At 50.6% G+C, this 24,976-nt stretch carries 24 protein-coding genes, 1 rRNA gene, 2 pseudogenes and 1 riboswitch; of the genes and pseudogenes, 23 read left to right on the top strand and 4 right to left on the bottom strand.

Features of this window, described 5'->3' with window-relative positions; genetic code table 11:
- The first annotated feature begins 147 nt into the window (after positions 1-147).
- From tsaE to QQZ12_RS15855, 7 genes are all read left to right on the top strand, one after another.
- The gene (gene tsaE, locus QQZ12_RS15885) at positions 148-606 is read left to right on the top strand and encodes a tRNA (adenosine(37)-N6)-threonylcarbamoyltransferase complex ATPase subunit type 1 TsaE (protein WP_102991373.1); all 459 of its coding nucleotides are present in this window, start codon (positions 148-150) and stop codon (positions 604-606) included.
- A complete protein-coding gene (tsaB, locus tag QQZ12_RS15880; protein WP_102991374.1) occupies positions 603-1,328 on the top strand; it encodes a tRNA (adenosine(37)-N6)-threonylcarbamoyltransferase complex dimerization subunit type 1 TsaB in 726 nt (241 codons plus the stop codon). Before tsaE ends, tsaB begins: the two co-directional genes overlap by 4 nt.
- Positions 1,321-1,821, top strand: coding sequence for a ribosomal protein S18-alanine N-acetyltransferase (rimI, locus tag QQZ12_RS15875; RefSeq protein WP_102991375.1), 501 nt, complete (start codon positions 1,321-1,323; stop codon positions 1,819-1,821). Before tsaB ends, rimI begins: the two co-directional genes overlap by 8 nt.
- Entirely contained in the window at positions 1,790-2,803 is a 1,014-nt protein-coding gene (gene tsaD, locus QQZ12_RS15870) for a tRNA (adenosine(37)-N6)-threonylcarbamoyltransferase complex transferase subunit TsaD (protein ID WP_102993738.1), read from the top strand. The genes rimI and tsaD overlap by 32 nt, the downstream gene beginning before the upstream one ends.
- Positions 2,804-3,061: 258 nt before the next feature.
- Entirely contained in the window at positions 3,062-3,814 is a 753-nt protein-coding gene (gene pxpB, locus QQZ12_RS15865; RefSeq protein ID WP_102991376.1) for a 5-oxoprolinase subunit PxpB, read from the top strand.
- Positions 3,798-4,568, top strand: coding sequence for a LamB/YcsF family protein (locus QQZ12_RS15860; RefSeq protein ID WP_284724660.1), 771 nt, complete (start codon positions 3,798-3,800; stop codon positions 4,566-4,568). The genes pxpB and QQZ12_RS15860 overlap by 17 nt, the downstream gene beginning before the upstream one ends.
- The gene (locus QQZ12_RS15855) at positions 4,565-5,509 is read left to right on the top strand and encodes a 5-oxoprolinase subunit C family protein (RefSeq protein WP_102991378.1); all 945 of its coding nucleotides are present in this window, start codon (positions 4,565-4,567) and stop codon (positions 5,507-5,509) included. The genes QQZ12_RS15860 and QQZ12_RS15855 overlap by 4 nt, the downstream gene beginning before the upstream one ends.
- 54 nt (positions 5,510-5,563) lie before the next feature.
- Here the strand turns inward: QQZ12_RS15855 and QQZ12_RS15850 are convergent, their stop codons facing one another.
- A complete protein-coding gene (locus QQZ12_RS15850) occupies positions 5,564-7,483 on the bottom strand; it encodes an ABC-F family ATP-binding cassette domain-containing protein (protein WP_223248090.1) in 1,920 nt (639 codons plus the stop codon).
- A 157-nt stretch (positions 7,484-7,640) separates the two neighbouring features.
- Between QQZ12_RS15850 and QQZ12_RS15845 the strand changes: the two genes are divergently transcribed.
- The 8 genes from QQZ12_RS15845 (at position 7,641) to QQZ12_RS15810 (ending at position 14,429) form a co-directional block, all read left to right on the top strand.
- The gene (locus QQZ12_RS15845) at positions 7,641-8,216 is read left to right on the top strand and encodes a 5-formyltetrahydrofolate cyclo-ligase (protein ID WP_189318952.1); all 576 of its coding nucleotides are present in this window, start codon (positions 7,641-7,643) and stop codon (positions 8,214-8,216) included.
- A 139-nt stretch (positions 8,217-8,355) separates the two neighbouring features.
- Positions 8,356-9,021, top strand: coding sequence for a redox-sensing transcriptional repressor Rex (locus QQZ12_RS15840; RefSeq protein WP_022738638.1), 666 nt, complete (start codon positions 8,356-8,358; stop codon positions 9,019-9,021).
- A gap of 33 nt (positions 9,022-9,054) precedes the next feature.
- The gene (gene tatC / locus QQZ12_RS15835) at positions 9,055-9,798 is read left to right on the top strand and encodes a twin-arginine translocase subunit TatC (protein WP_284724659.1); all 744 of its coding nucleotides are present in this window, start codon (positions 9,055-9,057) and stop codon (positions 9,796-9,798) included.
- Positions 9,799-9,918: 120 nt separating this feature from the next.
- Positions 9,919-10,266, top strand: coding sequence for a hypothetical protein (locus tag QQZ12_RS15830; protein WP_102991381.1), 348 nt, complete (start codon positions 9,919-9,921; stop codon positions 10,264-10,266).
- A 294-nt stretch (positions 10,267-10,560) separates the two neighbouring features.
- Positions 10,561-10,845 carry a co-chaperone GroES gene (groES, locus tag QQZ12_RS15825; RefSeq protein ID WP_022738634.1) on the top strand — a complete coding sequence of 95 codons (285 nt, stop codon included), beginning with the start codon at positions 10,561-10,563 and terminating at the stop codon, positions 10,843-10,845.
- A 67-nt stretch (positions 10,846-10,912) separates the two neighbouring features.
- Positions 10,913-12,550, top strand: a complete 1,638-nt coding sequence (gene groL, locus QQZ12_RS15820) for a chaperonin GroEL (protein WP_102991383.1) — start codon at positions 10,913-10,915, stop codon at positions 12,548-12,550.
- Between the two features lie 327 nt (positions 12,551-12,877).
- Entirely contained in the window at positions 12,878-13,264 is a 387-nt protein-coding gene (locus tag QQZ12_RS15815) for a MarR family winged helix-turn-helix transcriptional regulator (RefSeq protein ID WP_154986548.1), read from the top strand.
- Complete coding sequence (locus QQZ12_RS15810) at positions 13,236-14,429, top strand: MFS transporter (protein ID WP_284724658.1); 1,194 nt, start codon at positions 13,236-13,238, stop codon at positions 14,427-14,429. Before QQZ12_RS15815 ends, QQZ12_RS15810 begins: the two co-directional genes overlap by 29 nt.
- Here QQZ12_RS15810 and QQZ12_RS15805 read toward each other — a convergent pair.
- Positions 14,407-14,652 (bottom strand): hypothetical protein, encoded by a 246-nt coding sequence (locus tag QQZ12_RS15805; protein ID WP_284724657.1) that lies wholly within the window; start codon positions 14,650-14,652, stop codon positions 14,407-14,409. The two genes, QQZ12_RS15810 and QQZ12_RS15805, sit on opposite strands and share 23 nt — an antisense overlap.
- 44 nt (positions 14,653-14,696) lie before the next feature.
- Here QQZ12_RS15805 and QQZ12_RS15800 point away from each other — a divergent pair, with 44 nt between their 5' ends.
- A complete protein-coding gene (locus QQZ12_RS15800) occupies positions 14,697-15,725 on the top strand; it encodes a murein hydrolase activator EnvC family protein (protein ID WP_284724656.1) in 1,029 nt (342 codons plus the stop codon).
- A gap of 363 nt (positions 15,726-16,088) precedes the next feature.
- On the opposite strand, the pseudogene QQZ12_RS15795 reads toward QQZ12_RS15800, so the two are convergent.
- Positions 16,089-16,787, bottom strand: a pseudogene (locus tag QQZ12_RS15795) (phosphotransferase enzyme family protein); the annotation flags it as partial.
- A 246-nt stretch (positions 16,788-17,033) separates the two neighbouring features.
- Between QQZ12_RS15795 and QQZ12_RS15790 the strand changes: the two are divergent.
- On the top strand, positions 17,034-17,933 hold the full coding sequence (locus QQZ12_RS15790; protein ID WP_102991388.1) for a cation diffusion facilitator family transporter: 900 nt from the start codon (positions 17,034-17,036) through the stop codon (positions 17,931-17,933).
- A 114-nt stretch (positions 17,934-18,047) separates the two neighbouring features.
- Here QQZ12_RS15790 and namA read toward each other — a convergent pair whose 3' ends face one another.
- Entirely contained in the window at positions 18,048-19,067 is a 1,020-nt protein-coding gene (gene namA, locus QQZ12_RS15785; RefSeq protein ID WP_102991389.1) for an NADPH dehydrogenase NamA, read from the bottom strand.
- A gap of 149 nt (positions 19,068-19,216) precedes the next feature.
- Between namA and QQZ12_RS15780 the strand changes: the two genes are divergently transcribed.
- The 6 genes and pseudogenes from QQZ12_RS15780 to QQZ12_RS15755 form a co-directional block, all read left to right on the top strand.
- Positions 19,217-19,390, top strand: a complete 174-nt coding sequence (locus QQZ12_RS15780) for a hypothetical protein (RefSeq protein WP_181353106.1) — start codon at positions 19,217-19,219, stop codon at positions 19,388-19,390.
- A gap of 282 nt (positions 19,391-19,672) precedes the next feature.
- Positions 19,673-19,882: pseudogene (locus QQZ12_RS17135) on the top strand (AAA family ATPase); the annotation flags it as partial.
- Positions 19,883-19,995: 113 nt separating this feature from the next.
- Positions 19,996-20,097: riboswitch (purine riboswitch) on the top strand.
- A 127-nt stretch (positions 20,098-20,224) separates the two neighbouring features.
- Positions 20,225-21,763, top strand: a complete 1,539-nt coding sequence (gene guaA, locus QQZ12_RS15770; RefSeq protein ID WP_102993740.1) for a glutamine-hydrolyzing GMP synthase — start codon at positions 20,225-20,227, stop codon at positions 21,761-21,763.
- A 21-nt stretch (positions 21,764-21,784) separates the two neighbouring features.
- The gene (locus QQZ12_RS15765) at positions 21,785-23,113 is read left to right on the top strand and encodes an NCS2 family permease (protein ID WP_102991391.1); all 1,329 of its coding nucleotides are present in this window, start codon (positions 21,785-21,787) and stop codon (positions 23,111-23,113) included.
- 245 nt (positions 23,114-23,358) lie between these two features.
- Positions 23,359-24,495 carry a hypothetical protein gene (locus QQZ12_RS15760; RefSeq protein ID WP_102991392.1) on the top strand — a complete coding sequence of 379 codons (1,137 nt, stop codon included), beginning with the start codon at positions 23,359-23,361 and terminating at the stop codon, positions 24,493-24,495.
- Positions 24,496-24,805: 310 nt separating this feature from the next.
- Positions 24,806-24,976 (top strand): 16S ribosomal RNA (locus QQZ12_RS15755); the annotation flags it as partial.

The raw sequence follows: 24,976 nt of genomic DNA, 5'->3' as shown, positions 1-24,976 counted from the left end.
ATTATGGTGGGAAAAGCTGTGAACAGATCGAAGGATGCGGGCAAAGTGAGATGTTTGGTAAACTGTGTGTGAGTGTGTTGCCGTTGATAGTGGGCTTTCTTCTAATAGAAAGGTTGGGAGAGCCAATTTCTGAAGTTGGGTGATCGTATGGAAAAGGTATGCGTACTGACCACGAAATCGGAACAAATGACCCGAGCGCTGGCGGTTCGGCTGGCCGGATTGCTCCGCGCCGGTGATGTTTTGGCTTTGGAAGGGGACTTGGGCGCTGGAAAAACGGCGTTTGCCAAAGGGATCGCCGAAGGACTCGCTGTCCAGGAAGAGGTAGACAGCCCCACCTTCACGATCATTAAAGAGTATGAAGGCACGCTTCCGCTTTATCATATGGATGTGTACCGGTTGGATGGCGTGGAAGAAATAGGGCTGGACGATTATTTTTACGGCGACGGCGTGTGTGTGGTCGAATGGGCTTCACGCGTGGAGCCTTGGTTGCCGGAAGAGACGCTGTGGCTCAACTTCTCCGTCCGTGGCGATGGATCGAGGGAGATTGCTTGCTACTCCAGCCATGCGCGGTGGGAATCGGTCTGTAAGGAGTTGGGTGTTGAATGAAGTTATTGGCGATGGACACATCTACGTTGGTGTTGGGTGTGGCCGTTTACGATGCGGAATCGGATCGGGTATTGGGCGAAGTGATGACCAATCTGCATAAAAACCATTCGGTGCGCTTGATGCCTGCGGTGGATCGGTTGCTTGCTGATCTGGAGCTGTCGATTGAGGAAATTGGTGCGTTGGCGGTCACCGCCGGACCAGGCTCCTATACGGGAATTCGCATTGGCGTGACGACGGCGAAGACGATGGCTTGGGCGCGCCAGTTGCCGCTGTACAGCGAATCGAGCTTGACGGTGCTGGCGATGAATGGGTTGAACTACCCCGGTCTGGTGGTGCCGATGTTTGATGCGCGGAGGCAACGGGCATACACGGGCGTATACCGTGGGCAACGGGGAGTGCCGACCGAAGTCTTGCCCCAGCAAGTGATGGAAGTGAGCGCGTTATTGGACTGGTTGAGGGAGCGGGAAGAACCGGTTCTGTTCTTGGGAGATGATGTGGCCAAGTTTCGTGAAAGCATCCGAGAGGCACTGGGTGAGCGAGCCGTGTGGGGCAATGCTGCGGATCACATTCCGCGTGCTGCGCAATTGGCGTGGTTGTGCGGACAGAAATGGAAGGCGCATCAACCACCAGAGCACGCCGATTTTACGCCGAATTATTTGCAAATCACCGAAGCGGAAGCCAATTGGTTGAAAAAGAGGGGAAAGGCAGAGGCGAATGAGTGAGAAACGTGAGGGGGCCGTCACTTTCCGGCCGATGGAGTTGTTGGATTTGACGCGCATCGCTGAAGTGGAAAACCTCTCCTTTCCCACCCCTTGGCCCAGAAAAGCATTTTATAATGAGCTGGTGCTCAACCAGTTTGCCTACTATACGGTGGTATGTGTCGACGGGGAGATTGTGGGTTATTGCGGGTTTTGGCTGATTTTGGATGAAGCGCACATCACCAATGTAGCCATCCATCCAGATTACCGTGGGCGGGGATTGGGAAAACGGCTGTTGCTTCATGTGATGCAGTTGGCGCGGGAGCTGGGGGCCACTTCCATGACATTGGAAGTGCGGGTTTCCAACCATGTGGCCCAGGCGCTGTATGAACAGTTGGGTTTTGTCCGCTCAGGAGTGAGAAAAGCGTATTACACCGATAATAAAGAAGATGCCATAATCATGTGGGTGACATTGCATGAACAAGATGAACAATCAACCTCTCATATTGGGAATTGAAACAAGCTGTGACGAAACATCGGCTGCGGTGGTTCGCGGAGGAACCGAATGCCTGTCCAATGTGATTTCGTCGCAGATGGATGTACACAAGAAATTTGGCGGGGTCGTGCCGGAGGTGGCTTCGCGTCGGCATGTTGAGCGCATCACCTTGATTATTCAGAAGTCCTTGGAAGAGGCGAAGGTGAAGATGGAGGAAATTGATGCGATTGCGGTGACGCAGGGCCCCGGATTGGTGGGTGCTTTGCTCATCGGTGTGACTGCGGCCAAAGCCCTGGCGTATGCTACTGGGAAGCCACTGGTGCCGGTTCACCACATTGCGGGGCACATTTACGCCAATCATTTGGTGGAACCACTCACCTTTCCGCTGGTTGCCCTTGTTGTATCGGGCGGGCATACGGAGCTGATCCACATGGATCGTCACAACCATTTCCGCCGTCTGGGCAAAACCCGGGATGACGCCGCTGGGGAAGCTTTTGACAAAGTGGCTCGCCTCATGAAGTTGCCGTATCCGGGAGGCCCGCAGATTGACCGATTAGCGGCGCAAGGGGAGCCCACCTACGATTTGCCGCGGGCTTGGCTGGAGCCGGGGTCGTTTGATTTTAGCTTCAGCGGGTTGAAATCGGCGGTGATGAATTTGATGCACAATGCTAGCCAACGCGGAGAAGAGATTCGGTATGTTGATTTGGCGGCCAGTTTTCAGGAGGCGGCGCTAGACGTGTTGGTGGAGAAATCGATTCGCGCCGTAAAGGAAACCGGCGTAGATCAACTGGTGTTGGCTGGTGGGGTGTCGGCGAACAGCGCCTTGCGCATTCGCCTTTTAGAACGATGCAAAGAAGAGGGCATCCGGCTGGCGATCCCGCCGTTGGAGTTGTGCACGGACAACGCGGCGATGATTGCCGCGGCGGGAACATATCAGTTTTTGGACGGCGAACTAGCTGATTTGGAGCTTAATGCGGATGCCAATTTGCCATTAATAAAATAAACGCAAGGTAAGGGATGAGAAGAGTTACTGCTGGGGAGGGCGGTAACTCTTTTTGTGTATAAATTGTGGATGAATTTGTGGATAACCAGTCGTTTGCGCACTTCTTGTGATTAAGTTGTGAATAACTTGTGAATGATTGCGGAAATTTCGCTCGCATGACCTGTTGGAAGTTCTTTGAGCTGAATGATTCATTTGTCAAGTGAGTTAGTGTATTATAAATAGAAAGAATATAACAATGATTTGGAATAGGAGACATCCATGATGCATGTGCGCTTGCTGGGTGATCAAGGGTTGCTATTTGAGCTGGATGGGGAAGGCGCCCGCCAACACCATGAGCAACTGGTCTTCCTGTGCGAGATGTTGGAGCGGCAGAGACCTCCGGGGATCGTGGAATGGATTCCCGGTTTTGCCGGGGTAGCGGTGGTGTATGATCCTGTGCGCACCTCAGCCAAGGCGGTGGAGAGATGGATGCGTCGTCAGGCCGCTAAGTGGCGTCCTGACAAGGAGAAGGTTGCCCGGCGGGTGGTGGAGATTCCTGTAGCTTATGGCGGAGAATGGGGGCCAGATCTAGCCGATGTGGCCAGGTTGAATCACCTGAGTGAAGACGAGGTAATCTGGCTCCACACGGCGCCGACCTATTGGGTGCAGATGATCGGTTTTGTTCCGGGATTTGCATACTTGGGAGGCATGTCTGCCCGCATTGCTACACCGCGGTTGGCTACGCCCAGACCCCGCATCGAGGCGGGAGCGGTCGGAATCGCTGGAAGGCAGACCGGGATTTATCCGCTGGCGACTTCCGGGGGTTGGCGAATCATCGGCCGGACCCCCTTGCCGCTTTTTCAACCAAACAGTGCCGCTCCCAGTCTGCTGAACATGGGGGACTACCTCCGCTTCCGACCTTGTGGGCTGGAGGAATTCTGTGCGCTTCAAGCGGCTAGCCAAACTGGGAACCCGCCGGTAAAGGTGACTTGGGAGCATGGAGGGGGGATGTCCGGTGAAGGGGAGCATTGATATAAATGTTGACTTGGGAGAGGGTTTTGGACGGTATCGGCTGGGGGAGGATGAGGCTTTGTTGCCGTGGGTCACGTCTGCCAATATTGCCTGTGGATACCATGCGGGTGATCCGCAAGTCATGGGGCGGGCAGTTGTGCTAGCCAAAACGCACAAAGTGGCGGTGGGGGCGCATCCAGGGTTGCCTGACTTGCTTGGTTTTGGGCGGCGGGAGATGCATGTGAGTTCTTCGGATGTCTATCACATGACTGTGTACCAAGTGGGCGCGTTGTTGGCATTCACTCGCGCGCATCAGGTTCGTTTGCATCATGTGAAGCCGCATGGAGCACTGTACAACATGGCGGAGCGAGATCCAGCATTGGCGGAGGCATTGGCGCAGGCGGTTGTTGACATTGATCCTACTCTGGTCTTGTATGCCTTGGCAGGGGGCTTGTTGGCGAAAGCTGGACGGGAGCAAGGGTTGACTGTTGCCGAAGAAGTGTTTGCCGACCGCACTTACCAAGCCGATGGGAAATTGACGCCCCGCACCAATCCGCAGGCGGTGATCACTGACCCTGCGGAAGCCGTGGCACAGGTTCTCACCATGATAAAGGAAGGGGTGGTGGAGACGCTAGATGGCGGCAAACACCCGATCAATGCGGACACGGTTTGCTTGCATGGGGATCATCCACACGCGCCCGCATTGGCCCAGGCGTTGCGCCGACGGTTGCAAGCGGAGGGCATCATTGTCAAGCCGGTGGGGGAAGTCCGATGATCCGCGTGCTGTCCCCCGGGTTGCTGACAACGGTGCAAGACCTTGGACGCCCAGGATTTCAGCGGTTTGGGGTGAGTGTCGGCGGGGCGCTAGATGCGGTGGCTCTTCAGCTAGGGAATATTCTGGTCGGGAACCCACCGGAAGCGGCGGGATTGGAAATGACGCTACAAGGCCCGGTGCTTGAGGCGGAAACCGATCTTTTGATCGCTATCACTGGTGCTGATCTAGGGGCGCGACTCGCGGGTAAGCCAGTGCCGTTGTGGAAGAGTTTGTGGTGGCGCAAGGGAGAGCAGTTAACAGTGCGGGGGAAACCCTTTGGTGCGCGCGCATATTTGTCAGTGGCTGGGGGAGTGGATGTGCCAAGCCTATTGGGCAGCCGATCCACTTATCTCACCGCCGGAATGGGGGGATGGCGGGGACGCCCTCTGCGCCGGGGCGATCGATTGCCAATCGGCTCTTCCCGTGGCCAGGTGGCCACAGAAGGACGCCTGTTGCCCCCTTCGTGCCGGCCTGTTTACCGGCAAGGCGCTCCGATCAGGGTTATCCTAGGCCCGCATCAAGATGCATTCACAACGGAGGCCTTGGAGGCTTTTTTCAATACTCCCTATACGGTGACGCCACAAATGAATCGGATGGGGGTTAAGTTGGACGGTGTTCCCTTGACCCATGTGAAAGGCGCAGACATCTTGTCTGGCGCGGTGACCTGCGGTTCCATTCAAGTGCCCGCCGACGGTCAGCCCATCCTTTTGTTGGCCGAACGGCAAACCACGGGGGGATATGCACAGATCGCTACGGTGAGCACTGTCGATCTCCCTCAGATTGCCCAAGCGTTACCGGGTGACCGTATGCGCTTTCAAGCCGTCACCTTGGACGAAGCGCAACGATGCCTGCGGAGACAAAGGCAATTTCTGCGTTTACTCCGGGTGCATGTAGGGTTATAAACAATGGAGCGGATGTCACTTTGACACCCGCTCCTATCAATCGGGAATTGGTGATTACTCCGCCCATTCCGCCCATTCATCGGTCTTTTGTTCCAAGTCCGCTTCCAGCGAACGCAATTCATTTTGTAAAGAGGCGCTCTGCTCCGGATCGCTGAACACTTCCGGCTTGCACAGCTCGTCGTGAATGGCGGCGATCTTGTCTTCCAGTTGTGCGATCTCTTTCTCCAACTGGTCGATCATTTGTTGCCGTTTCTTCCGTTGGCGTTTTTCTTCTTTCTCGCGTTGGCGGTAAGCCTCCGCTTGTTTGGCCTTTGCGTCGTCATCCGCTTTGGTGGCAGGCTGTTCTTTTTTCTCCAATGCTTCTAACGCCTTTTTTTCAAGATAGCGTTCATAGTCTCCCACATAATCTTTCATCCCGTCTGGGGTCAATTCCCAGATCCTCGTCGCCAGGCGATTGATGAAGTACCGGTCGTGGGAGACGAACAACAGGGTGCCCGGATAATCTTCCAACGCTTCTTCTAGCCGTTCTTTGCTTACCATGTCCAAGTGGTTGGTCGGCTCGTCCATCAGCAGGAAATTGGCTTGGTTTAAAAGGCGTTTGCATAGGGAAAGACGGGCTTTTTCGCCGCCGCTTAACGCGCCCACTGGTTTAAACACATCATCACCGCTGAACAGAAATTGCCCTAGATAAGAGCGGATGGTGGTCTGATCCAAGTTGGGGTAATCATCCCACAGCTCGTCAATGACTTGCTTGTCGGGGTGCAACTCTTTCTGCTCCTGATCATAATAATCCAACTCCACTTGCACGCCCCATTTCAGGTTGCCCGCAAGGGGTTGAAGCTTGCCTGCGATGGTTTTCAAGAGGGTGGATTTGCCCATTCCGTTGGGTCCGAGCAAGGCAATGTGCTCACCGCGCTCGATCTGGAAAGAAAGCCCGCTCATTAGCGGTTGGTCGTAGCCGATGGCCAAATCGGTGGCCGCTAGGACTTCCTTGCCGCTTGTCACGGCGGTTTCAAAGCGGATGGCTGCTTCTCGGCGCTGGTCTGCGGGTCGCTCGAGCCGTTCGATCTTTTCCAACGCTTTGCGTCGGCTTTGCGCCCGCTTGGTGGTGGAGGCGCGGGCGATATTCTTTTGGATAAACTCCTCCATCTTTTTAATCTCGGCTTGTTGACTTTCATACCGTTTGAGCTCTTGCAACCGTTTTTCCTCTTTTAATTGTACGTACTTGGTGTAATTGCCGACATAGCGGGTGAGGTGGTGATGTTCCAGCTCATAGATCACAGTGACCAACCGGTCGAGGAAATACCGGTCGTGTGAGACGATGAGGAGCGAACCGCTATAGTTGCTCAATGTTTGTTCCAGCCAAGTGACTGCCTGCATATCCAGGTAGTTGGTCGGCTCGTCCAAAATCAACAGATCTGGTTCTTCCAACAACATTTTAGCCAGAGCCAAGCGGGTTTTTTGCCCTCCGCTCAGTTCATTGACCTGAGTTCGCTTCCAATCGAAATCACCCAATCCCAATCCGTGCAAGGCTCCACGAATGCGGGCTTCAAACGCATAACCGCCTTTCTCTTCAAAGGTTTCTTGTAATTTGGTGTAACGTTCGGTGATTTTTTGGTAAAGGCCAGCGTCGGAGTAAACCTGTTCTAGGCCCATTTCGTGTTCGAGGGCGCGCATTTGCTTCTCCAGATCCAACAGATCGGCAAAGACGGATAAAAGCTCGTTCCAGATGGTTTCCTCTGAGGAGAAGCCGGTGTTTTGCGCAAGATAGCCCAAGCGCGTTTTTTTGGACACCTGGATTTCCCCGTGATCGGGGGCGGTTTCACCGATGATGATTTTGAGCAAAGTGGATTTGCCCGCGCCGTTGGGTCCGATCAGCCCAATCCGTTCATGCTCGTTCACCTGTATGTGGACATCCTCGAGCACCGTGGTTCCGCCGTAAGATTTATGAATATGTTTTGCTTGCAATAGCATGATGTCACCTCGTTCATTCATTCACTTCCCAGTGTAATAAAGACGCGGAACGAGAGCAAACGAGCTCGCTGGCGGAAGTGGGAGCGTCAGATAACAAGAAAAAATGTTTTCTGGTAAAATAATGAGGATTAACATAAAATTGAAGGATGAAGCTCTCATGTCCAACAAAGAAACGTTGCGCAAGCGACAACTGGAGCGCAGGAACCAGCTTGCTCCCGAATATATGAAAGAAAGTTCAGAACGCATCTGCCAGCGTTTGATCGATCATCCCGTGTTTCAACAGTCTACCATGATTGGTTTTTACATGCCATTTCGAAATGAAGTGGATGTGCAGATGGCGATGGAAACCGCGCTTCAGCAAGGCAAACGAGTGGCCTTGCCGAAAGTGATCAGGGAAACCCGCCGGATGAGTTGGTATGAAGTCAGCAGTTTGCAGGAGTGTGTAGCAGGGGCTTACGGCATTTTTGAGCCGCCGGCAATTTTGGAACGGCAGGTAGCAGACACAAGGCTGGAAGCGGTGATTGTGCCTGGAGTCGCCTTTGATCTCGCCGGGTATCGGCTGGGTTATGGAGGGGGTTATTATGATCGGTTGTTCGAGCGGCAAGCCAAGGCTTGGCGCATCGGTGTCGCTTTTGAAGAGCAGATTGTGCCAACCGTTTATCCTGAACCTCATGATCAACCATTGCACCTGCTGATCAGTTCCGGGAGGGAGATGTCATTTGCGCGGGCCTGATCCGTTGTGGATGGAAAGCCCCGCCAAAATGGCGAAAATGAATAAACGGGGCCCATGTATGCCATGAGTGATTGTGTTATATTGGACATGCACATTTCTTGTTCGGAAATTCACAAATCTGGAGGTGTGGGGAAACAACATGGCTGAACAAAAGATCCCTCAGGTGACAGCCAAACGTTTGCCTTTGTATTACCGTTACTTGGAGAAATTACACGCGATCGGTAAGCAGCGCGTCTCTTCATCCGATTTGAGTGATGCGCTACAGATCGATCCAGCGACGATTCGCCGCGACTTTTCATATCTTGGTGAACTAGGGAAAAAAGGATATGGCTATAATGTGACTTATTTGCTCCAGTTTTTGCGCGACTTTCTGAAGCAGGACGAGGTGACCAACGTTGTTTTGATCGGCGTGGGCAACCTGGGGACGGCCTTGTTGCGGTATAATTTTTACCGTAGTCACAATACCAAACTTGTGGCCGGGTTTGATCAGGACCCGCGCAAAGTGGGTACAGACATCGATGGCATCCCCGTCTACTCGATGGATCGGCTCAAAGAAGTGATCGCCTTGCATCATGTGGAAGTGGCGATTTTGACGGTACCCGTCAATGTGGCCCAAGCGACGGCGGACTTCTTGTTTGAAGCGGGCATTCGCGGCATTCTCAACTTTACGCCGGCTCGGTTGACGGCCCCGCCCACTGTCCGGATTCACAATATCGATTTGACGATTGAGTTGCAAACCTTGATTTATTTCCTGAAAAACTTTCCGGATGACGAGAACGTTGAGGTGTCTGATGAAAAGGAGTAACCTGTAATTTAATGTCAAGGGAGTCGTCTTGAAATGAAGAATGATGAGTTGCAGCCGCTGTCTGATCATTTGGGAGAGTTGCGGCGCAGGATCATATGGTGTTTGGTGTTTTTTGTGATAGCGCTGGTGATCAGCCTGTTTTATTCCATGCCGATTTTCCGCTACATAGTGAGCGACTTGTTCCCAAAACAGGCCATTAACACGATGGGACTACAAGACGGCATGAGAATCTATATGAATATTTCCTTCATCATGGCGTTCATCGTGACGTTGCCTTTTCTCATGTACCATGCATGGAGATTCGTCCAACCGGGCCTGAACCCCCGCGAACAGCGGGCAGCTTTGTTGTACATCCCCGTGTCGGTCGGGTTGTTCCTGCTTGGCATCGCATTTGGTTATTTTGTCATCATCCCTTATTTGATTGATTTTCTGAAGAACATTAACCAGCTGATGGGACTCGGCACACTCTTGGCGGCCAAAGAAACCTTCAATTTTCTGTTTGGGGTGATTTTGCCGCTGGGTATCTTTTTCGAACTGCCGATCATCATTCTGTTTTTGACCCGCATCCGGATCATCACGCCGCAGTTGTTGGCTAAGATGAGAAGATACGCTTATTTCATCATGGTGGTGATCGCAGCGGTGATCACGCCGCCCGATTTTTTAAGCAACATCCTTGTGGCCATCCCCTTGATCGTTTTGTATGAGGTGGGGATTTGGCTATCAGTTGGCTTGGTGAGAAAGATGGAGCGGGAAGAGGCGGACGATAACGCTGTGTAAAACGCCATTGTTGGCGGGCTACCTAAAGTGGCCCGCTCAAACGGCGTTTTTTTTACATAACCTTCATCGGTTGGGGCACACTTCACCATGAGAAAGATTTCTCATGTTGGAGGTAAGAGCATGAACTATTGGAGAAGAGACCGTAGCTCTAGTTGTGCTTTGCTGTGGTTGGTGATGATTGGCGCGCTGGCGTGGTTGTTGGCGCCTTCCCTCCGCAGGCTGTGGAACAGAGCGCAGGGACAGGGGATGGCCGTCACCATGTCTAATTTGGCGTCGCAAACCAAAACGCAGATGGGGCAGTACATTGACTTAACGAAGTTCATAAAGCGGAAGTCAAAATCAGAGGCCCAGCCGTCCGCAACAAGGCAGCCGAATCATATGGCGCCAGAGATGGCGGACATGGGCGATTTGACGGATCAAAACGCGTTCGACGATCATTTTGAGCCGCCGGAGCGCGGACAAGAGTGAGGGAAGCGGCAAACACCGGTTGCCTATATGGAGAGGATGGGCGGCCAGTGTTTTATATTAGGGTCACCATGCGGCAAGCAGGCAACTCGGCGAATAATGAGGGGGATACCAGACCCGGCCAGCGCTTGATATGCGTGAGGAAGGAACAATATTTATTTGATTTTTTTTGTGGTGGATACTTGAAAAATGAAATCGAGATGAATATCATTATAATTGATGTTAGCACTCATCGAGGTCGAGTGCTAACAACATGAAACTATTTCATACCACCTCATACGAAGGAGGGTTATTACGATGATCAAACCATTGGGTGATCGTGTCGTTTTAGAAGCAGTTGAGAAAGAAGAAAAAACCGCTAGCGGAATCGTATTGCCAGAAACCGCCAAAGAAAAGCCACAAGAAGGGCGGATCGTGGCAGTAGGCGCAGGCCGCGTGGATGAGAAAGGGAACCGCATCGCATTGGAGGTTAAAGAAGGCGACCTCGTCATCTTCTCCAAATATGCCGGCACCGAAGTGAAGTATGGTGAGAAAGAATATCTCATCCTTCGTGAAAGCGACATTCTCGCTGTTGTGGAGTAATGAAGGACATCTGAGCGTTGCTTTAACATAAATTAAATACCCTACATACGAAAGGGGACGGAAGATTATGGCGAAAGATATCAAATTCAGTGAAGACGCGCGTCGCGCGATGCTGCGCGGGGTAGATGCTCTGGCTAACGCAGTAAAAGTAACCATCGGCCCAAAAGGTCGCAATGTGGTATTGGAGAGAAAATTCGGTTCTCCGCTCATCACCAATGACGGTGTGACCATCGCGAAAGAAATCGAATTGGAAGACCCATTCGAAAACATGGGTGCGCAACTGGTTAAAGAAGTTGCAACCAAAACCAACGACGTGGCTGGGGACGGTACCACCACCGCAACTGTGTTGGCACAAGCGATCATTCGCGAAGGCCTCAAAAACGTGGCTGCTGGCGCTAACCCAATGGTTCTGCGCAAAGGGATTGAAAAAGCAGTAAGTGCTGCTGTGACCGAAATCAAAAAGATTGCAAAACCGATCGAAGGCAAAGATTCCATCGCACAAGTAGCTGCCATCTCTGCTAACGACGAAGAGACGGGTGCATTGATTGCCGAAGCGATGGAAAGAGTGGGCAATGACGGCGTTATCACCGTGGAAGAGTCCAAAGGATTCAACACTGAGCTGGAAGTTGTGGAAGGGATGCAATTTGACCGCGGTTACATCTCTCCATACATGATCACTGACACCGACAAAATGGAAGCAGTGTTGGATGAGCCGTACATCTTGATCACCGACAAGAAGATCAGCAACATCCAAGACGTGCTGCCAGTATTGGAGAAAGTCGTACAACAAGGCCGTCCGCTGTTGATCATCGCTGAAGATGTAGAAGGCGAAGCATTGGCGACTCTCGTAGTGAACAAACTGCGTGGTACCTTCACCGCTGTTGCCGTTAAAGCACCAGGCTTCGGCGATCGCCGCAAAGCGATGCTCGAAGATATTGCGATCCTGACCGGCGGTCAAGTGATCACCGAAGACTTGGGATTGGATCTCAAATCCACGGGTATCGAATCCCTCGGTCGCGCACGTCAAGTTCGCGTAAACAAAGAAAACACCATCGTGGTGGATGGTTTCGGCGAGCAATCCGACATCCAAGCGCGCATCAAACAAATCCGTCAACAACTGGAAGAAACCACTTCCGAGTTCGACAAAGAAAAACTGCAAGAGCGTCTGGCTAAATTGGCTGGTGGCGTAGCAGTGATCAAAGTTGGTGCAGCTACCGAAACCGAATTGAAAGAGAAAAAACTGCGCATTGAAGACGCGTTGAACGCTACTCGTGCGGCAGTAGAAGAAGGCATCGTATCTGGTGGCGGTACCGCGTTGGTGAATGTAATCCGTGCGGTAGAAGACCTCGAAGCAAGCTTGCCGGTTGGCGACGAAAAAACGGGTGTAAGCATCATCAAACGCGCTCTGGAAGAGCCAGTACGTCAAATCGCTCACAACTCCGGACTGGAAGGTTCCGTCATTGTAGAGCGCCTCAAAAAAGAAGAAGTGGGCATTGGTTTCAACGCACTCACCGGCGAATGGGTAAACATGATCCAAGTGGGTGTTGTAGACCCAGCCAAAGTAACCCGCTCCGCACTGCAAAACGCAGCTTCCGTAGCAGCTATGTTCCTGACCACCGAAGCGGTTGTTGCTGACAAACCGGAAGAAAACAAAGCTCAAGCTCCAGACATGAATGGCATGGGCGGAATGGGCGGCATGATGTAATAAGCATCATAAAGCCTTTCGGCATGGGGGATAGTAGAATAAAGGTTCATGTTGCTCATCATCAGCAAACAATGATCACTTTATTCACAATAACCACCCCAACAATGAAGGTCTTTCATCAGTGTAAAACTGGTGGAAGGCCTTCTCTTTTATATGGATCGTTAAAGGGAGGTGCTTGACATTTTTTTCAAAACGGCATATAGTTACCTTGGGTAATAGTTTCCTATGTTAACCATTTCTCCATAGGAGGGAGCACCAACAGTGGAGGGGTTTTTTCAACGATATTTAAGGCTGTATCGGCCGCTTATCACTAGGCTGAATGAATTAATGAGCACTTATCAGCTTTCTTATTCTTTATGGCAAGTGATTTTTTATATAAAAAACCATGGACCATCGACGCTTGTAGATATTTCAAATCAATATCAAGTTGAAAAGCCAACCATTACGAGGAGAGTTCAACGTTTGGAAGAGCTGAAAATAGTGAAGCAAATTCCAGGCAAAGACAGGCGGGAAAAGATCATTCAGTTAACCGAATTAGGAGAAGAGATTTACAAAGAATGCAGAAAAAAAATAACGGAATTGGAACATCGCGTAATGGAAGGGATCGATAAAGAAGATCAAATAATTATGTTTCAAACATTGCCCAAAGTGCAGGCGAACATCATGAAACGAGAGGGGAGCAACATTGAGCAAAGCGAAATTGTGGACAAATAATTTTATCATTGTGTCTAGCATCAACTTTTTGCTGACGCTGGTTTTTTATTTGCTAGTCGTAATTATAGGTGTTTATGCGGTAGATGAATATCATGCCACTGCAAGCCAGGCCGGTCTGGTTACAGGGATTTTTATTGTAGGGACGCTAATTGGGCGTCTTTTTATTGGTCGTAAAATTGATTCAATTGGCTACAAAAGAACGTTGTTTATTGGATTGGGTCTCTATATTTTAACGATATCGTTATATTTCATCCATCTGGGTATCACCTTTCTTATTATCACTCGTTTCGTGCATGGGATTGCATTAGGCATCGCAAGCACGGCAACCGGAACGATTGTGGCTCAAATCATCCCCGCTACGCGAAAAGGAGAAGGCGTCGGTTATTACAGCATGAGCACGACATTGGCCACAGCGATCGGGCCGTTTATTGGACTGTATATGAATCAGCATGCAAGCGCGCAAATGATCTTTAGTCTCTGCCTGGCTCTAGGCATCATCAGTTTGCTCACGGCATTTTTTGTACATGCCCCGGCATTAGAAAGTGCCACAAAAAAGGCTGAGCTGACAGAGTTCAAACCCTTTCAATTGATTGAACCGAAGGCGGTTCCCATATCATGGGTTACGCTAGTCATTGCCTTTTGTTACTCCAGTGTTCTTTCGTTTATTAACTTCTATGCCATTGAAATGGACCTAGTTAGTGCAGCTAGTTTCTTCTTTCTTGTCTATTCTATCGCTGTATTGATTTCACGCCCATTTACGGGTCGGTTAATGGACGTGAAAGGAGCCAACTATGTCATGTACCCGGCTTTTATTCTCTTTGCAGCCGGCATGTTGCTTTTAGGTTTAGCCCATAGCAGTTTCAATTTGTTGTTGGGGGGCGCACTGGTAGGACTTGGATTTGGGAATATGCAGTCATGCACTCAGGCGATTGCTGTAAAGTTGACGCCTCCTGAACGCATGGGGCTGGCAACGTCGACCTTCTTTATCTTTCTTGATGCTGGGCTAGGATTCGGCCCTTATCTATTGGGACTCTTCATTCCCACGATCAGCTATCGCTCGCTATATATCATCCTAGGCGTTGTCGTTTTGGCTTCTTCCGGTCTTTACTTTTTGCTGCACGGTAAGAAAGAAAAGACCTGCCTCAATGCTTTGGCTCGGCAATAAGTGAGACGATGATGCTATTTTCCGCAAGGTAGTCTCTAACAGTCGGTTGACTGGTGGGGGCTTTTTTGGCTTGTTTTTTCGTGATTTCAATAAATGGACAAATGAAGCGGGCAACCGTTGTGACAAGAGGGATTTGAGCAGGTGTCATCAGTGCCCTGCCATGATACAAAGTCATAAAAATGAAATTCATATCGAATGAAAGAATGAGACGGCCCTTACGCATTTTGTTAAAATGCTAATAGAATCACATGACGGAAGGAGAAGATGATGAGAAGAATCCTGCCTATCGGTTTCATCACTCTGGCGCTTGTGGTGTCGTCTTGGGGAATGCACGGCAGTCCAGCATTGGCGAACCCCTCGCAGTCAGACACGAAAAAGAAACTGGAAGATGTGAAAAACGAAGCGAAGGAAACGAAGGCGAGTTTGAAGGAAGTAGAAGCCAAGCTAGAACAGCATAAAAAAGATGTGTCGAAAGTAGATGAAAAGCTTTCAGCCTATCTGCAACAAATAGACGCATTGAACAAAAACCTGGCCGCCAATGAAAAAGAGAAGAAGGCGGTTGAACAGAAATTACGCAAGAAATTGCAACGCCTCTATCTGCAAGGCGAAAACGAATACTTAGCCCACATGTTGGCAGCGGAGTCATTTGCCGACTTTTTGAATCGATTCCAATTGATCCGCATCATTGTCAATCAGGATATGAACGACTTTCAGCATTATAATGATTTGAAGAAAAAATATGAAGAAGATAAAGCCAAAGTCGTCCAAGCCAAGGAGGAGCAAGAAAAGCTTCTCAAAGAATCAAAGCAACGCGTTGAGAAAATGTTGAAGGAGATGTCCAAGTACAAAGCCGAGTTGAAGGAACTCGAAAAGCAAGAGCAAAAGTTGATGGGAGAATTCAGCTTTGTCGGGGGCGGTGTCTTGGGATATCCATCCTCACGGGGCATGACCTTCTGGAACTACGGGCAAAACCGCGGTAGCCACATTCATGCTGGTGTAGATATTCCTCGGCCGATCGGCACGCCGATTTATGCGGCAGAAGACGGCGTGGTGAAGTCGGTGCGATATGATGCGGGCGGATATGGCTGGTATATCATTGTGCGCCATAATAATGGATTGGAGACGTTATACGCCCACATGTACAGCTATCAAGTGAAAGTGAGCACGGGGCAACGGGTCGCCCGGGGCCAAGTGATCGGGGCGGTGGGAAATGCCGGCCGTTCCTCAGGACCTCACTTGCACTTTGAAGTGCATAAAAACGGACAGGCTGTCAACCCCAAACCATATATCTCATAAATTCGCTAACACTGCCGGCCAAAGCCGGCGGTTTTTTTATGCTGGAGGGCATGCAAAAACGCTGTCAGGTGTTTACCTGACAGCGTTTTTTCTCGCATCGCTGGGTAATCACATGGTGGGATACGCGAGGCGGTCCATCCGCTCTTTGTATTCTTTGATTCGCGTTTCCTGTTCTTGTGCGTCCGCATCACGGTGCAAGTGAATCATCCGGTGCAAGTAGACAAAGTACAGCCGGAATTCCACGAAGAAGTCCAATTGCTGGCGCCAATCGTCTTCCAAGATGTTTTCGAGGAAGTAGCCCGACATGAACTCATGGGTGAACAGTTGCTTAAAAGCGTCATGGTCTGATTCCGGGATCGTTTCTAAGGCGTGGAATAGCACAATGGCGATATCGTATGTAAACCAGTGATATTTGACACGGTTGAAATCAACCACGATGGGATTGCCTGTATTGCTGATCAAGATGCTGTTATGATGGAAATCATTATTGATCAACCCATAGGATCTGCTTGTTTTGGAGAATTGGTGTACCCTTTGCATCATCGATGACCAGCGGTCAGCGACCGGACGGTCGATGAAGGACCAATCTCTATGATATATCTCACCTTCGTCCCATTCCTCAAAAGTAGTGGCCTGTTCTTTTTGCAAGAAGCGTTGAGAAAGGGAATGCATCTTGCCCATCACTTGGCCCATCCGGCGCAACAGATTGGGGCTCCAATCATTGAGGCGGGAGGCTTCCAACAGTTTCCCTTCCCCTTTGCTGAAAGAGATCGCGCAACATGGGATGGGAAGCTCGATAATGGTTTCAATCGATTGACCGCGCGTCGATAAGATTTGCTTAGGGATAGCGATGCCATGCGAACGCAAAAAATTCACCCATTTTAACTCTGAGTGAAGTTGACTTTTATCTTTGGTGGCGATGGGCATCAGCTTGAGTACACACGCCTCACCATCCCGTTCGTACTCAAACACGTTGTTATAAAAGCCCCCGAGCGGCTTGATTGTTTCGGGTGTTCCCTTAAACCTACGACATGCTTCTTCTACCAGTTCTTTTTTCCACATGGATTTAACCCACCTATCTCGGTTCAATCATCATCTGTCTTTCTTCATGATAACATTGTTATCTTATTCTTTCTATTATAGGGAGTTCGCAAAAAAAAAGGGTGGGACAGCTGGGTGAATTGTTGCCCGGAGCCAACATTAATGGGAGTTGTCAGCTTTTCTAAATGGGGTAAAAAACGTTTCTCTAGACTAAGAAGGGACCCCTTCCTTATCATATAGTGGGTTGAAGAAGGAAGGGGGACAAAAATGGTAAAGCTACCTGAGGCCAAGCAAGCGGCAGAAGCGCAAAAAGGAGCCTGGCTCAGCATTTTTTCCTACCTCATCTTAAGTGCGGTCAAGTGTTGGGTCGGCGTGACGGAACATTCCCAAGCGGTGTTCGCTGACGGATTGAATAATGTTTCGGACATATTGTTGTCGGTGGCGATTCTGATTGGGTTGCGGGTGGCCGTCCAACCAGCGGATAGCAATCATCCATTTGGCCATAGCAAAGCTGAGACGGTAGCCACATTGGTGGCGGCATCATGCATGGTGCTGGTGGCCTTGGAAGTGTGGATTGGTGCGGTTGAGGCAGTGTTGCACCCGCGCTCGGGGCAGATTGGCAACGCCGCACTTGCCGTATCGCTGATCTCGGCCGTGGTCATGTTGCTTGTATCCAGCGTCAACTTCGCGTTAAGCAAGAAAACGAACAGCGAAGCACTGCAAGCAGCTGCCCACGACAACCGTTCAGATGCATTAGTCAGTTTGGGGGCGGCGGTGGGGATCATCGGCGCCAACTTAGGATGGATGTGGATGGACCCATTGGCCGCGTTTGCAGTGGGCCTGTTGATCTTGCGCACGGGATACCAAGTGGGGAAGCCGGCGATTGATATGTTGATGGATGGGTTTGACGCGGAAAAAACAGAGCGAATTCAAGCACGGGTTGTTCAAATCGCGGGCATTCGCGAGGTTAAAGCGTTACGTGCACGCCATCAAGGCATGCATGTGTTTGTGGAGTTGACTGTGGGCGTGGATGCCCATTTATCAGTTGAGGAAAGCCACCGTTTGACGGAAGAGGTGGAGGAGGCGTTGATCGGTTTTGAGCAAATTGCCCATGTTCATGTGCATGTGGAACCGGCTGATCCACCGCAGAAGTTGACTTCTATATGATGGGGGAGGTTCGTGTCTATTGCGTTGCTGGTAGCTTCGGGTGGTTGAGAAGAATGCCCCCTCCTACTGCAAACCGCCCAGGAACCAATAGCTTGGTTCTTGGGCGGTTTGCGGTTAAAATCCACGTTTGTATTGTTTAGGACCCAAATATTCTACGCCGAGTTTTTTGGCGGCATGAATGGTCCAATAGGGGTCACGCAACAGAACCCGAGCCAAAAAGACAAGATCGGCCCGGCCATTGGCAATAATCTCTTCTGCTTGTTCTGGGGTGGTGATCAGGCCGACAGCCCCGGTGGAAATCCCGGCTTCGCGCTTGATTGTTTCGGCGTAAGAGACTTGATATCCAGGGAAGATGCGATCCGGTGGTTGAGGGGTCGTGCCGCCAGAGGAGACATCCACCAGATCAACACCCCACGCTTTCATCATCCGTGCCAGCGCGACACTGTCCGCCAATTGGATGCCATCAGGGTGATAGTCCACAGCAGAAATGCGTACATAAAGGGGACGAGAGGTTCCCCATTCCGCTTTGACGGCTTGGATGACTTCTTTGAGCAGTCGTGCTCTGCCATTCAGGTCGCCCCCGTACTCATCGGTTCTTTTGTTGGACAGTGGCGACAAAAATTGATTGAGCAAATAGCCATGGGCGGCATGGATCTCAATGATGTCAAAGCCGATCTCTGAAGCGCGTCGCGCCGCTTGGGCGAACGCTTCAATCACTTGGGCGATTTCCTCTTTTCCCATCTCCAGCGGTGTTTTGTCTCCTTCACTAAACGGAATCGCACTGGGGGCGATGATCGGTTCATCCACGTTCGCTTTCCGGCCGGCATGGGCCAATTGGATAGCCGTTTTGCTACCTTGAGAATGGGCAAACGAAACAATCCGTTTTAATCCTTCCATCTGCTCATCAGACCACAACCCCAAATCATTCATGCTGATGCGGCCCCGGGGTTCCACCGCGGTTGCCTCTACCATCAGCAATCCCACTTTTCCGGCCGCTCTTGTGCCATAATGGACAATGTGCCAGTCAGTTACCTTTCCGTCGTCTCCAGCGGAGTACATGCACATGGGGGAACAAACAACACGGTTGGGCAAAGTGACTTCCTTTTGAGTAAAAGGTTGAAATAAAAACGACATTCCATCATCCCCGCCTTTTGAATATGTATTAACTTATCTTTCTACATTATATTACCTTTATTCCATTCCGTGAAACATAAAATTTTCCTTCTTTCAACAGGGCACGGCTACGAGTGTGACTGGCAAGCAAGGGGGTGGGAAATACCCGAGTGAAGCAAATGAGAAAACGGTTTTGGAGCCACTTGTCTAGGGTGTGTCTCGCAAATCAAGTTGGTGGGGAAGAAGCGGCGGAAAAACCTTTTCTCGAGGAGTGCCTCGCCACGCGTGAAGCGAATGAGAAAATGGTTTTGGAGCCGCTGGCCTATTCATCAGACACGCCCTAGTTACCAGGCGTGCCCTATTCACTTAGTAATATGTTCTAGCAGGTGAAGGGAACCGTATCGAGAGCGGATCAGGTTTGTATATAATAATATTATGATTTTGTTTAAGAGTCTTTTTGATACAGATGGACATGCGGATCGCCCTGCGTGTGCTAGCACCAACTGAAAGTTGGTTTCAAATATCGAAAATGGAGGGAATCGATGACAACAGAAGAGACGAGTGGCTTTGTTTGGGATGAAGGACATTCACAGGTAAATCAATTGATTGAAAATATAGAAAAAGTGATGGTAGGCAAACGGGAAGTGATTGGGCTCAGCATGGCCGCCCCGTTGGCCAAGGGGCATGTCTTGCTTGAAGATGTGCCGGGCGTGGGCAAAACGATGTTGGTCAAAGCGTTGGCCCGTTCACTTGGTTGCTGGTTCCGGCGGATTCAATTCACCCCTGACCAGACAGATCGAGAGATTGCCTCGTTCATTCGTTGGTATGAACAACGGAGATATGGGGCAAACGAAGAAGGAAAGGCGATGGTGTTGCGTTGGCGAACATTGTGGAAAATCATGGGTGGACGGATGCGATCTTGACCGCCTATGGACGGCTTGATATGATGAAATTTAGTTGTTCGCCCACCCGTATATGTTTAGGAATAAGGCCTGAACGTCTCTACCCGGCTACCGAAAATAGCTGGACTACGGTTGATGGGGCGCCGGGAAGCCTTATATTTTCTTCATGACGAAGGAATCGGGGGACCGGGGTCCATATCGCCGGGAGCGGCGGTGTGGGTTACCCGGGTTTTTTTGTACCTACCTAAAGTTTCATGACAAAAGAGGGGTTATATGATGGAGAAGCCATTAGAACGCGTTGTTGTGCTCGATTTCGGAGGGCAGTATAACCAATTGATCGCCCGCCGCATCCGCGATTTGGGTGTGTTCAGTGAATTGTTGCCACCCACGACCACCGCGGCCGAGTTGAAACAAATCAATCCAAAAGGCATTGTTTTCTCAGGTGGCCCAAACAGTGTGTATGACGAGAATTCACCAAAGTGCGACCCGGAGATTTTTAATTTGGGGATTCCCGTATTCGGAATTTGCTACGGCATGCAAATGATCGCCCACCATTTTGGTGCGAACGTATCCCGCGCCAGCAAGCGCGAGTACGGCAAAGCGGAGATGGAGATTGTGTCCGATAGCGCCTTGTTTAAAGGCTTGGATACAAAACAAACGGTGTGGATGAGCCACAGCGATGTGGTTGTGGAGCCACCGGCCAACTTCCAAGTGGATGGGAAAACGCATTCTGCACCGGTCGCCGCGATGAGCAATCCAGCTGAGAACATCTACGCAGTGCAATTCCACCCTGAAGTGCAACACTCAGTGAACGGGAATGAAATGATCAAGCACTTCTTGTACGATGTGTGCGGATGCTCAGGTGATTGGAGCATGGGAACATTCATCGAAGACAGCGTGAGAGCGATTCGCGAGCAAGTTGGCGACAAAAAAGTGTTGTGCGCGTTGAGCGGAGGCGTTGACTCGTCTGTCGTTGCGGCGCTGATTCACAAAGCGGTAGGAGATCAACTCACTTGCATGTTTGTCGATCATGGCCTCTTGCGTAAAGGCGAAGCGGAGAGCGTGGTTGAAACCTTCGGCAAAAACTTCAAAATGAACTTGGTTAAAATCGACGCCCGTGAGCGTTTCTTGTCCAAGCTGGCTGGTGTTTCCGACCCGGAACAAAAACGGAAAATCATCGGTGTTGAATTTATCCGGGTATTTGAAGAAGAGTCGGCTAAATTTGGCGATCATGAATTCTTGGGTCAAGGTACGTTGTACACTGACATCATTGAATCGGGTACTGCCACCGCGCACACGATTAAGTCCCACCACAATGTAGGTGGGCTGCCAGAGGATATGAAAATGCAGTTGGTAGAACCGCTCAACACCTTGTTCAAAGATGAAGTCCGCAAAGTGGGTGAAGAGTTAGGCTTGCCTGCGGACATCGTGTGGCGTCAGCCTTTCCCAGGTCCAGGACTGGCGATTCGCGTTATCGGTGAAGTGACGGAAGCCAAGTTGGAGATCGTGCGCGAGTCGGATGCGATCCTGCGCGAAGAGATCAAAAAAGCCGGACTCGACCGTGAGATTTGGCAATACTTCACGGCACTACCTGACTTCAAAAGCGTGGGCGTGATGGGAGACGTGCGCACTTACGCTTATACGGTAGGTATCCGTGCAGTGACCTCGATCGACGGCATGACCGCGGATTGGGCTCGTATCCCTTATGATGTACTTGAGAAAATTTCCACCCGCATTGTCAATGAAGTGGATGGCGTAAACCGTGTCGTTTATGACGTGACTTCTAAGCCGCCTTCAACCATTGAATGGGAATAACAGAGAATCAGGTGATCTCACATGTCCAAGTTTGCAACAGGGTTGGCCCGTTACTTTGACTTTGCTGGACACCAAACCAACTTGCGGACAGAGATCCTTGCCGGGGTTACTACTTTTTTCACGATGGCGTACATCTTGTTGGTGGCGCCATCAATCCTTGGCAAGACCGGGATGGATCTGGGCGCGGTTTTTGTGGCCACAGGTTTGTCCGCGTGTATCGGTACCTTCCTGATGGGCGTCGTGGCGAATTATCCCATTGCCCTGGCCCCGGGGATTGGGTTGATTTCTTATTTTGCGTTCGCTGTCGTACTCGGGATGAATGTGCCATGGACGCAAGCGCTGGGCGCCGTGTTTTTGTCTGGCACTGTGTTTTTTGTGTTGACAGTCACCAAAATCAGGGAACTGATTATTAATGCCATTCCGACCGGGTTGAAATATGCCGTGTCGTCAGGTATTGGACTTTTTATCGCTTTTATCGGTCTCAAAAATGCTCAAATCATTCTTCCCGCGGAAGCGACTTATGTAATGATCAACCCCGACTTGACTAAAAAACCAGAGATTTTGTTAACACTGTTCGGTTTGCTGATCACATCTGTGATGATGGTGCGCCGGGTAAAGGGAGCCATTTTCATCGGGATGCTGGCCACGGCTGTAGTCGGCATGATGACGGGATTGATCAAGGTACCGGACAAGCTGTTTGCAATGCCGCCCAGCATGGCACCTACTTTCTTGAAATTGGATGTAATGGGTGCTTTGGAATTGGGCTTTGTCACGATCGTGTTTGCTTTCTTGTTTGTTGATCTTTTTGACAATGCTGGCACGCTGGTGGGAGTGGCTAGCCAGGCCGGGCTGATGAAAGACAACAAACTGCCGCGCGCCGGACGGGCCTTGATCACCGACTCGATTGCGACGGTGTTGGGGGCGTTGTTTGGTACGTCTACAGTCACTTCGTACATTGAGTCATCAGCGGGAGTGGCTTCGGGAGGACGGACGGGCATGACCTCAGTCACGACCGCGCTTTGTTTTGCGGCGGCGCTGTTTTTTTTCCCGATCGTACAGACGCTCGCTTCAGTGGCCGCGATCACGTCACCGGCGTTGATCATCGTGGGTGTGCTGATGGCCGGCAACTTGAGCAAGATTGAGTGGGACTCCTTGTCTGAAGCGATTCCAGCCTTTATCACTTTGATCATGATGCCACTCAGTTTCAGCATCGCGACTGGCATTGCCGCTGGCTTTATCCTGTATCCATTGTGCAAGGTCGTGGCAGGAGAAGGCAAACACGTCCACCCCGTCGTGTATGTGTTGGGGGTTATTTTCATCTTGCGATTCATGTTTCTGGGGAGTGTCTGAATGAGCTCCGACCGGAAGGTGCGAAAGACGCATAAAGCCCTGCGTACGTCAACGTGACGAAGCGCAGGGTTTTTTTGTCTGCGAATTAGTTGGACGTGGAGACACGACCATCTATCCGTCATCTTTACGGATAGTCCACTTTGGAATAGAAGGAGTTGTCAAAACCAAGTCGGCCAGTGTGCGAAAGTAGGGTTAAAACCAGCGTAGAATTGCCATCTTATAGATAAAGATGGAGGTGGGCTAGAATGCGACGCAAGGTGTTATGGATAGGATTGTGTGTAGGGATCGCGCTACTTGTTGGTTGGTGCGCACAGGGTGCGGAAGCAGCTGAACGATCTGTATCGGGGATGGCAAAGGAGATCGGAGAGATCCGGCAATTGTTCGCACAAAAGGAGCAGGCACTCAAAGAAAAAAATTGGCTTATGTACCGAGCGACATTGGATGGGGAGAACAAAACATATCTCCATGAACAGAAGCGGTGGTTTCAAGATGCGGTGCGTGTGATCGAACCAGGATCATTTCGATTGCAACTGCTCAAAGTGAAGGCCGTTGGCCGGGGAACCGCCGTCGTCCAAGTAAAACAATCCTACCGGATGGGCAAAAAGGCCGTTTCTTTCAGCTATCCGCTGTCACTGAAAAAAAGGGGGGATGGTTGGAAGGATGCTGATCTGGCTTTTTCTGTGTTGAAGAATGAGCGAATCAGCGTGTATTATAGCGACCCTGTCCTCGAGCGGGAAGCGACATTGGCCATCAACACTTTGCAACAAGCCTATGAAGGGCTACATGGGCGTATGGGGTGGACGACCAAAGGGATTGAGGTGAAATTGTATCACCGCCCGGAGGTGTTCCGCCAATTTGTCAAACCGTCGTTGCCGGAATGGGCTGGTGGTTGGCATGAAGCCAATCAAGCGATCAAATTTATCGGCGGCTGGGGGGAAGACCGGTTGTTGGCCGCTGGTTTGGTACACGAGCTGACGCATCAGATGGTGAGCGAATTGTCTAATGACAATGCAGCGTATTGGTTGCAGGAAGGAGCTGCGATGTATTATGAAGCCCATTTGCTGCCTCGGTTGATGGTTGGCCATGAAACGAAGCGATTAAAGCGGCGGATGAGCTTGGCCGAACTAGAGCGGGCAAAGCTGGAAAAATTGCCGTCGGATCAAGCAGAACAGTATTATCTCAGTGCATATCTCGCTTACAAATCATTGGCCGAACGATGGGGGGATCGCGCCCTTGGTGCGGTGTTGCGGGAGTTGGGAAAATACCCATACCTCGATCTCGACAGCAGTGAAAAGCAACCAACACTCAACCAGCGGACGAGAAACGCATGGATGCGCGCGTTTGGCCGCGGCATTGAAAGGATGGTGGGAATGTCTGCTTAAGAATTGGGAGAGTGAAGATGAAGGCATCGGCAGAGACAGAAGCCAACAGAAGAAAAAGCCATTGACAAGGAATAGGATTCTTGTTATAGTTAGTTTCGTTGCTTGTCGCAACACAATTCCATGTTCCTTTCACTTAAATTGACCATAAAAGTTGTTGACAGGTGGAAGGAAGCGTGATAAGATGTTAAACGTCGCTACAAGAGCGACACTAAAAATGAAGTGTTCCTTGAAAACTAAAGAGTGACAACGTGACCTGTTAATTCATTGAGTATAGACTCAAACCTCAGTTTCACACCAAAGTGTGAAACCTTTAACGGAGAGTTTGATCCTGGCTCAGGATGAACGCTGGCGGCATGCCTAATACATGCAAGTCGTGCGGGGGTCTTCGGACCCTAGCGGCGAACGGGTGAGTAACACGTGGGCAACCTGCCCGTAAGACTGGGATAACTCCGGGAAACCGGTGCTAATACCAGATAATCTC

Source organism: Laceyella tengchongensis (assembly GCF_900182735.1).
GTDB lineage: Bacteria > Bacillota > Bacilli > Thermoactinomycetales > Thermoactinomycetaceae > Laceyella > Laceyella tengchongensis.
Note: the sequence above shows the minus strand (reverse complement) of the source record. Positions and strands in the feature narration are given on the sequence as shown.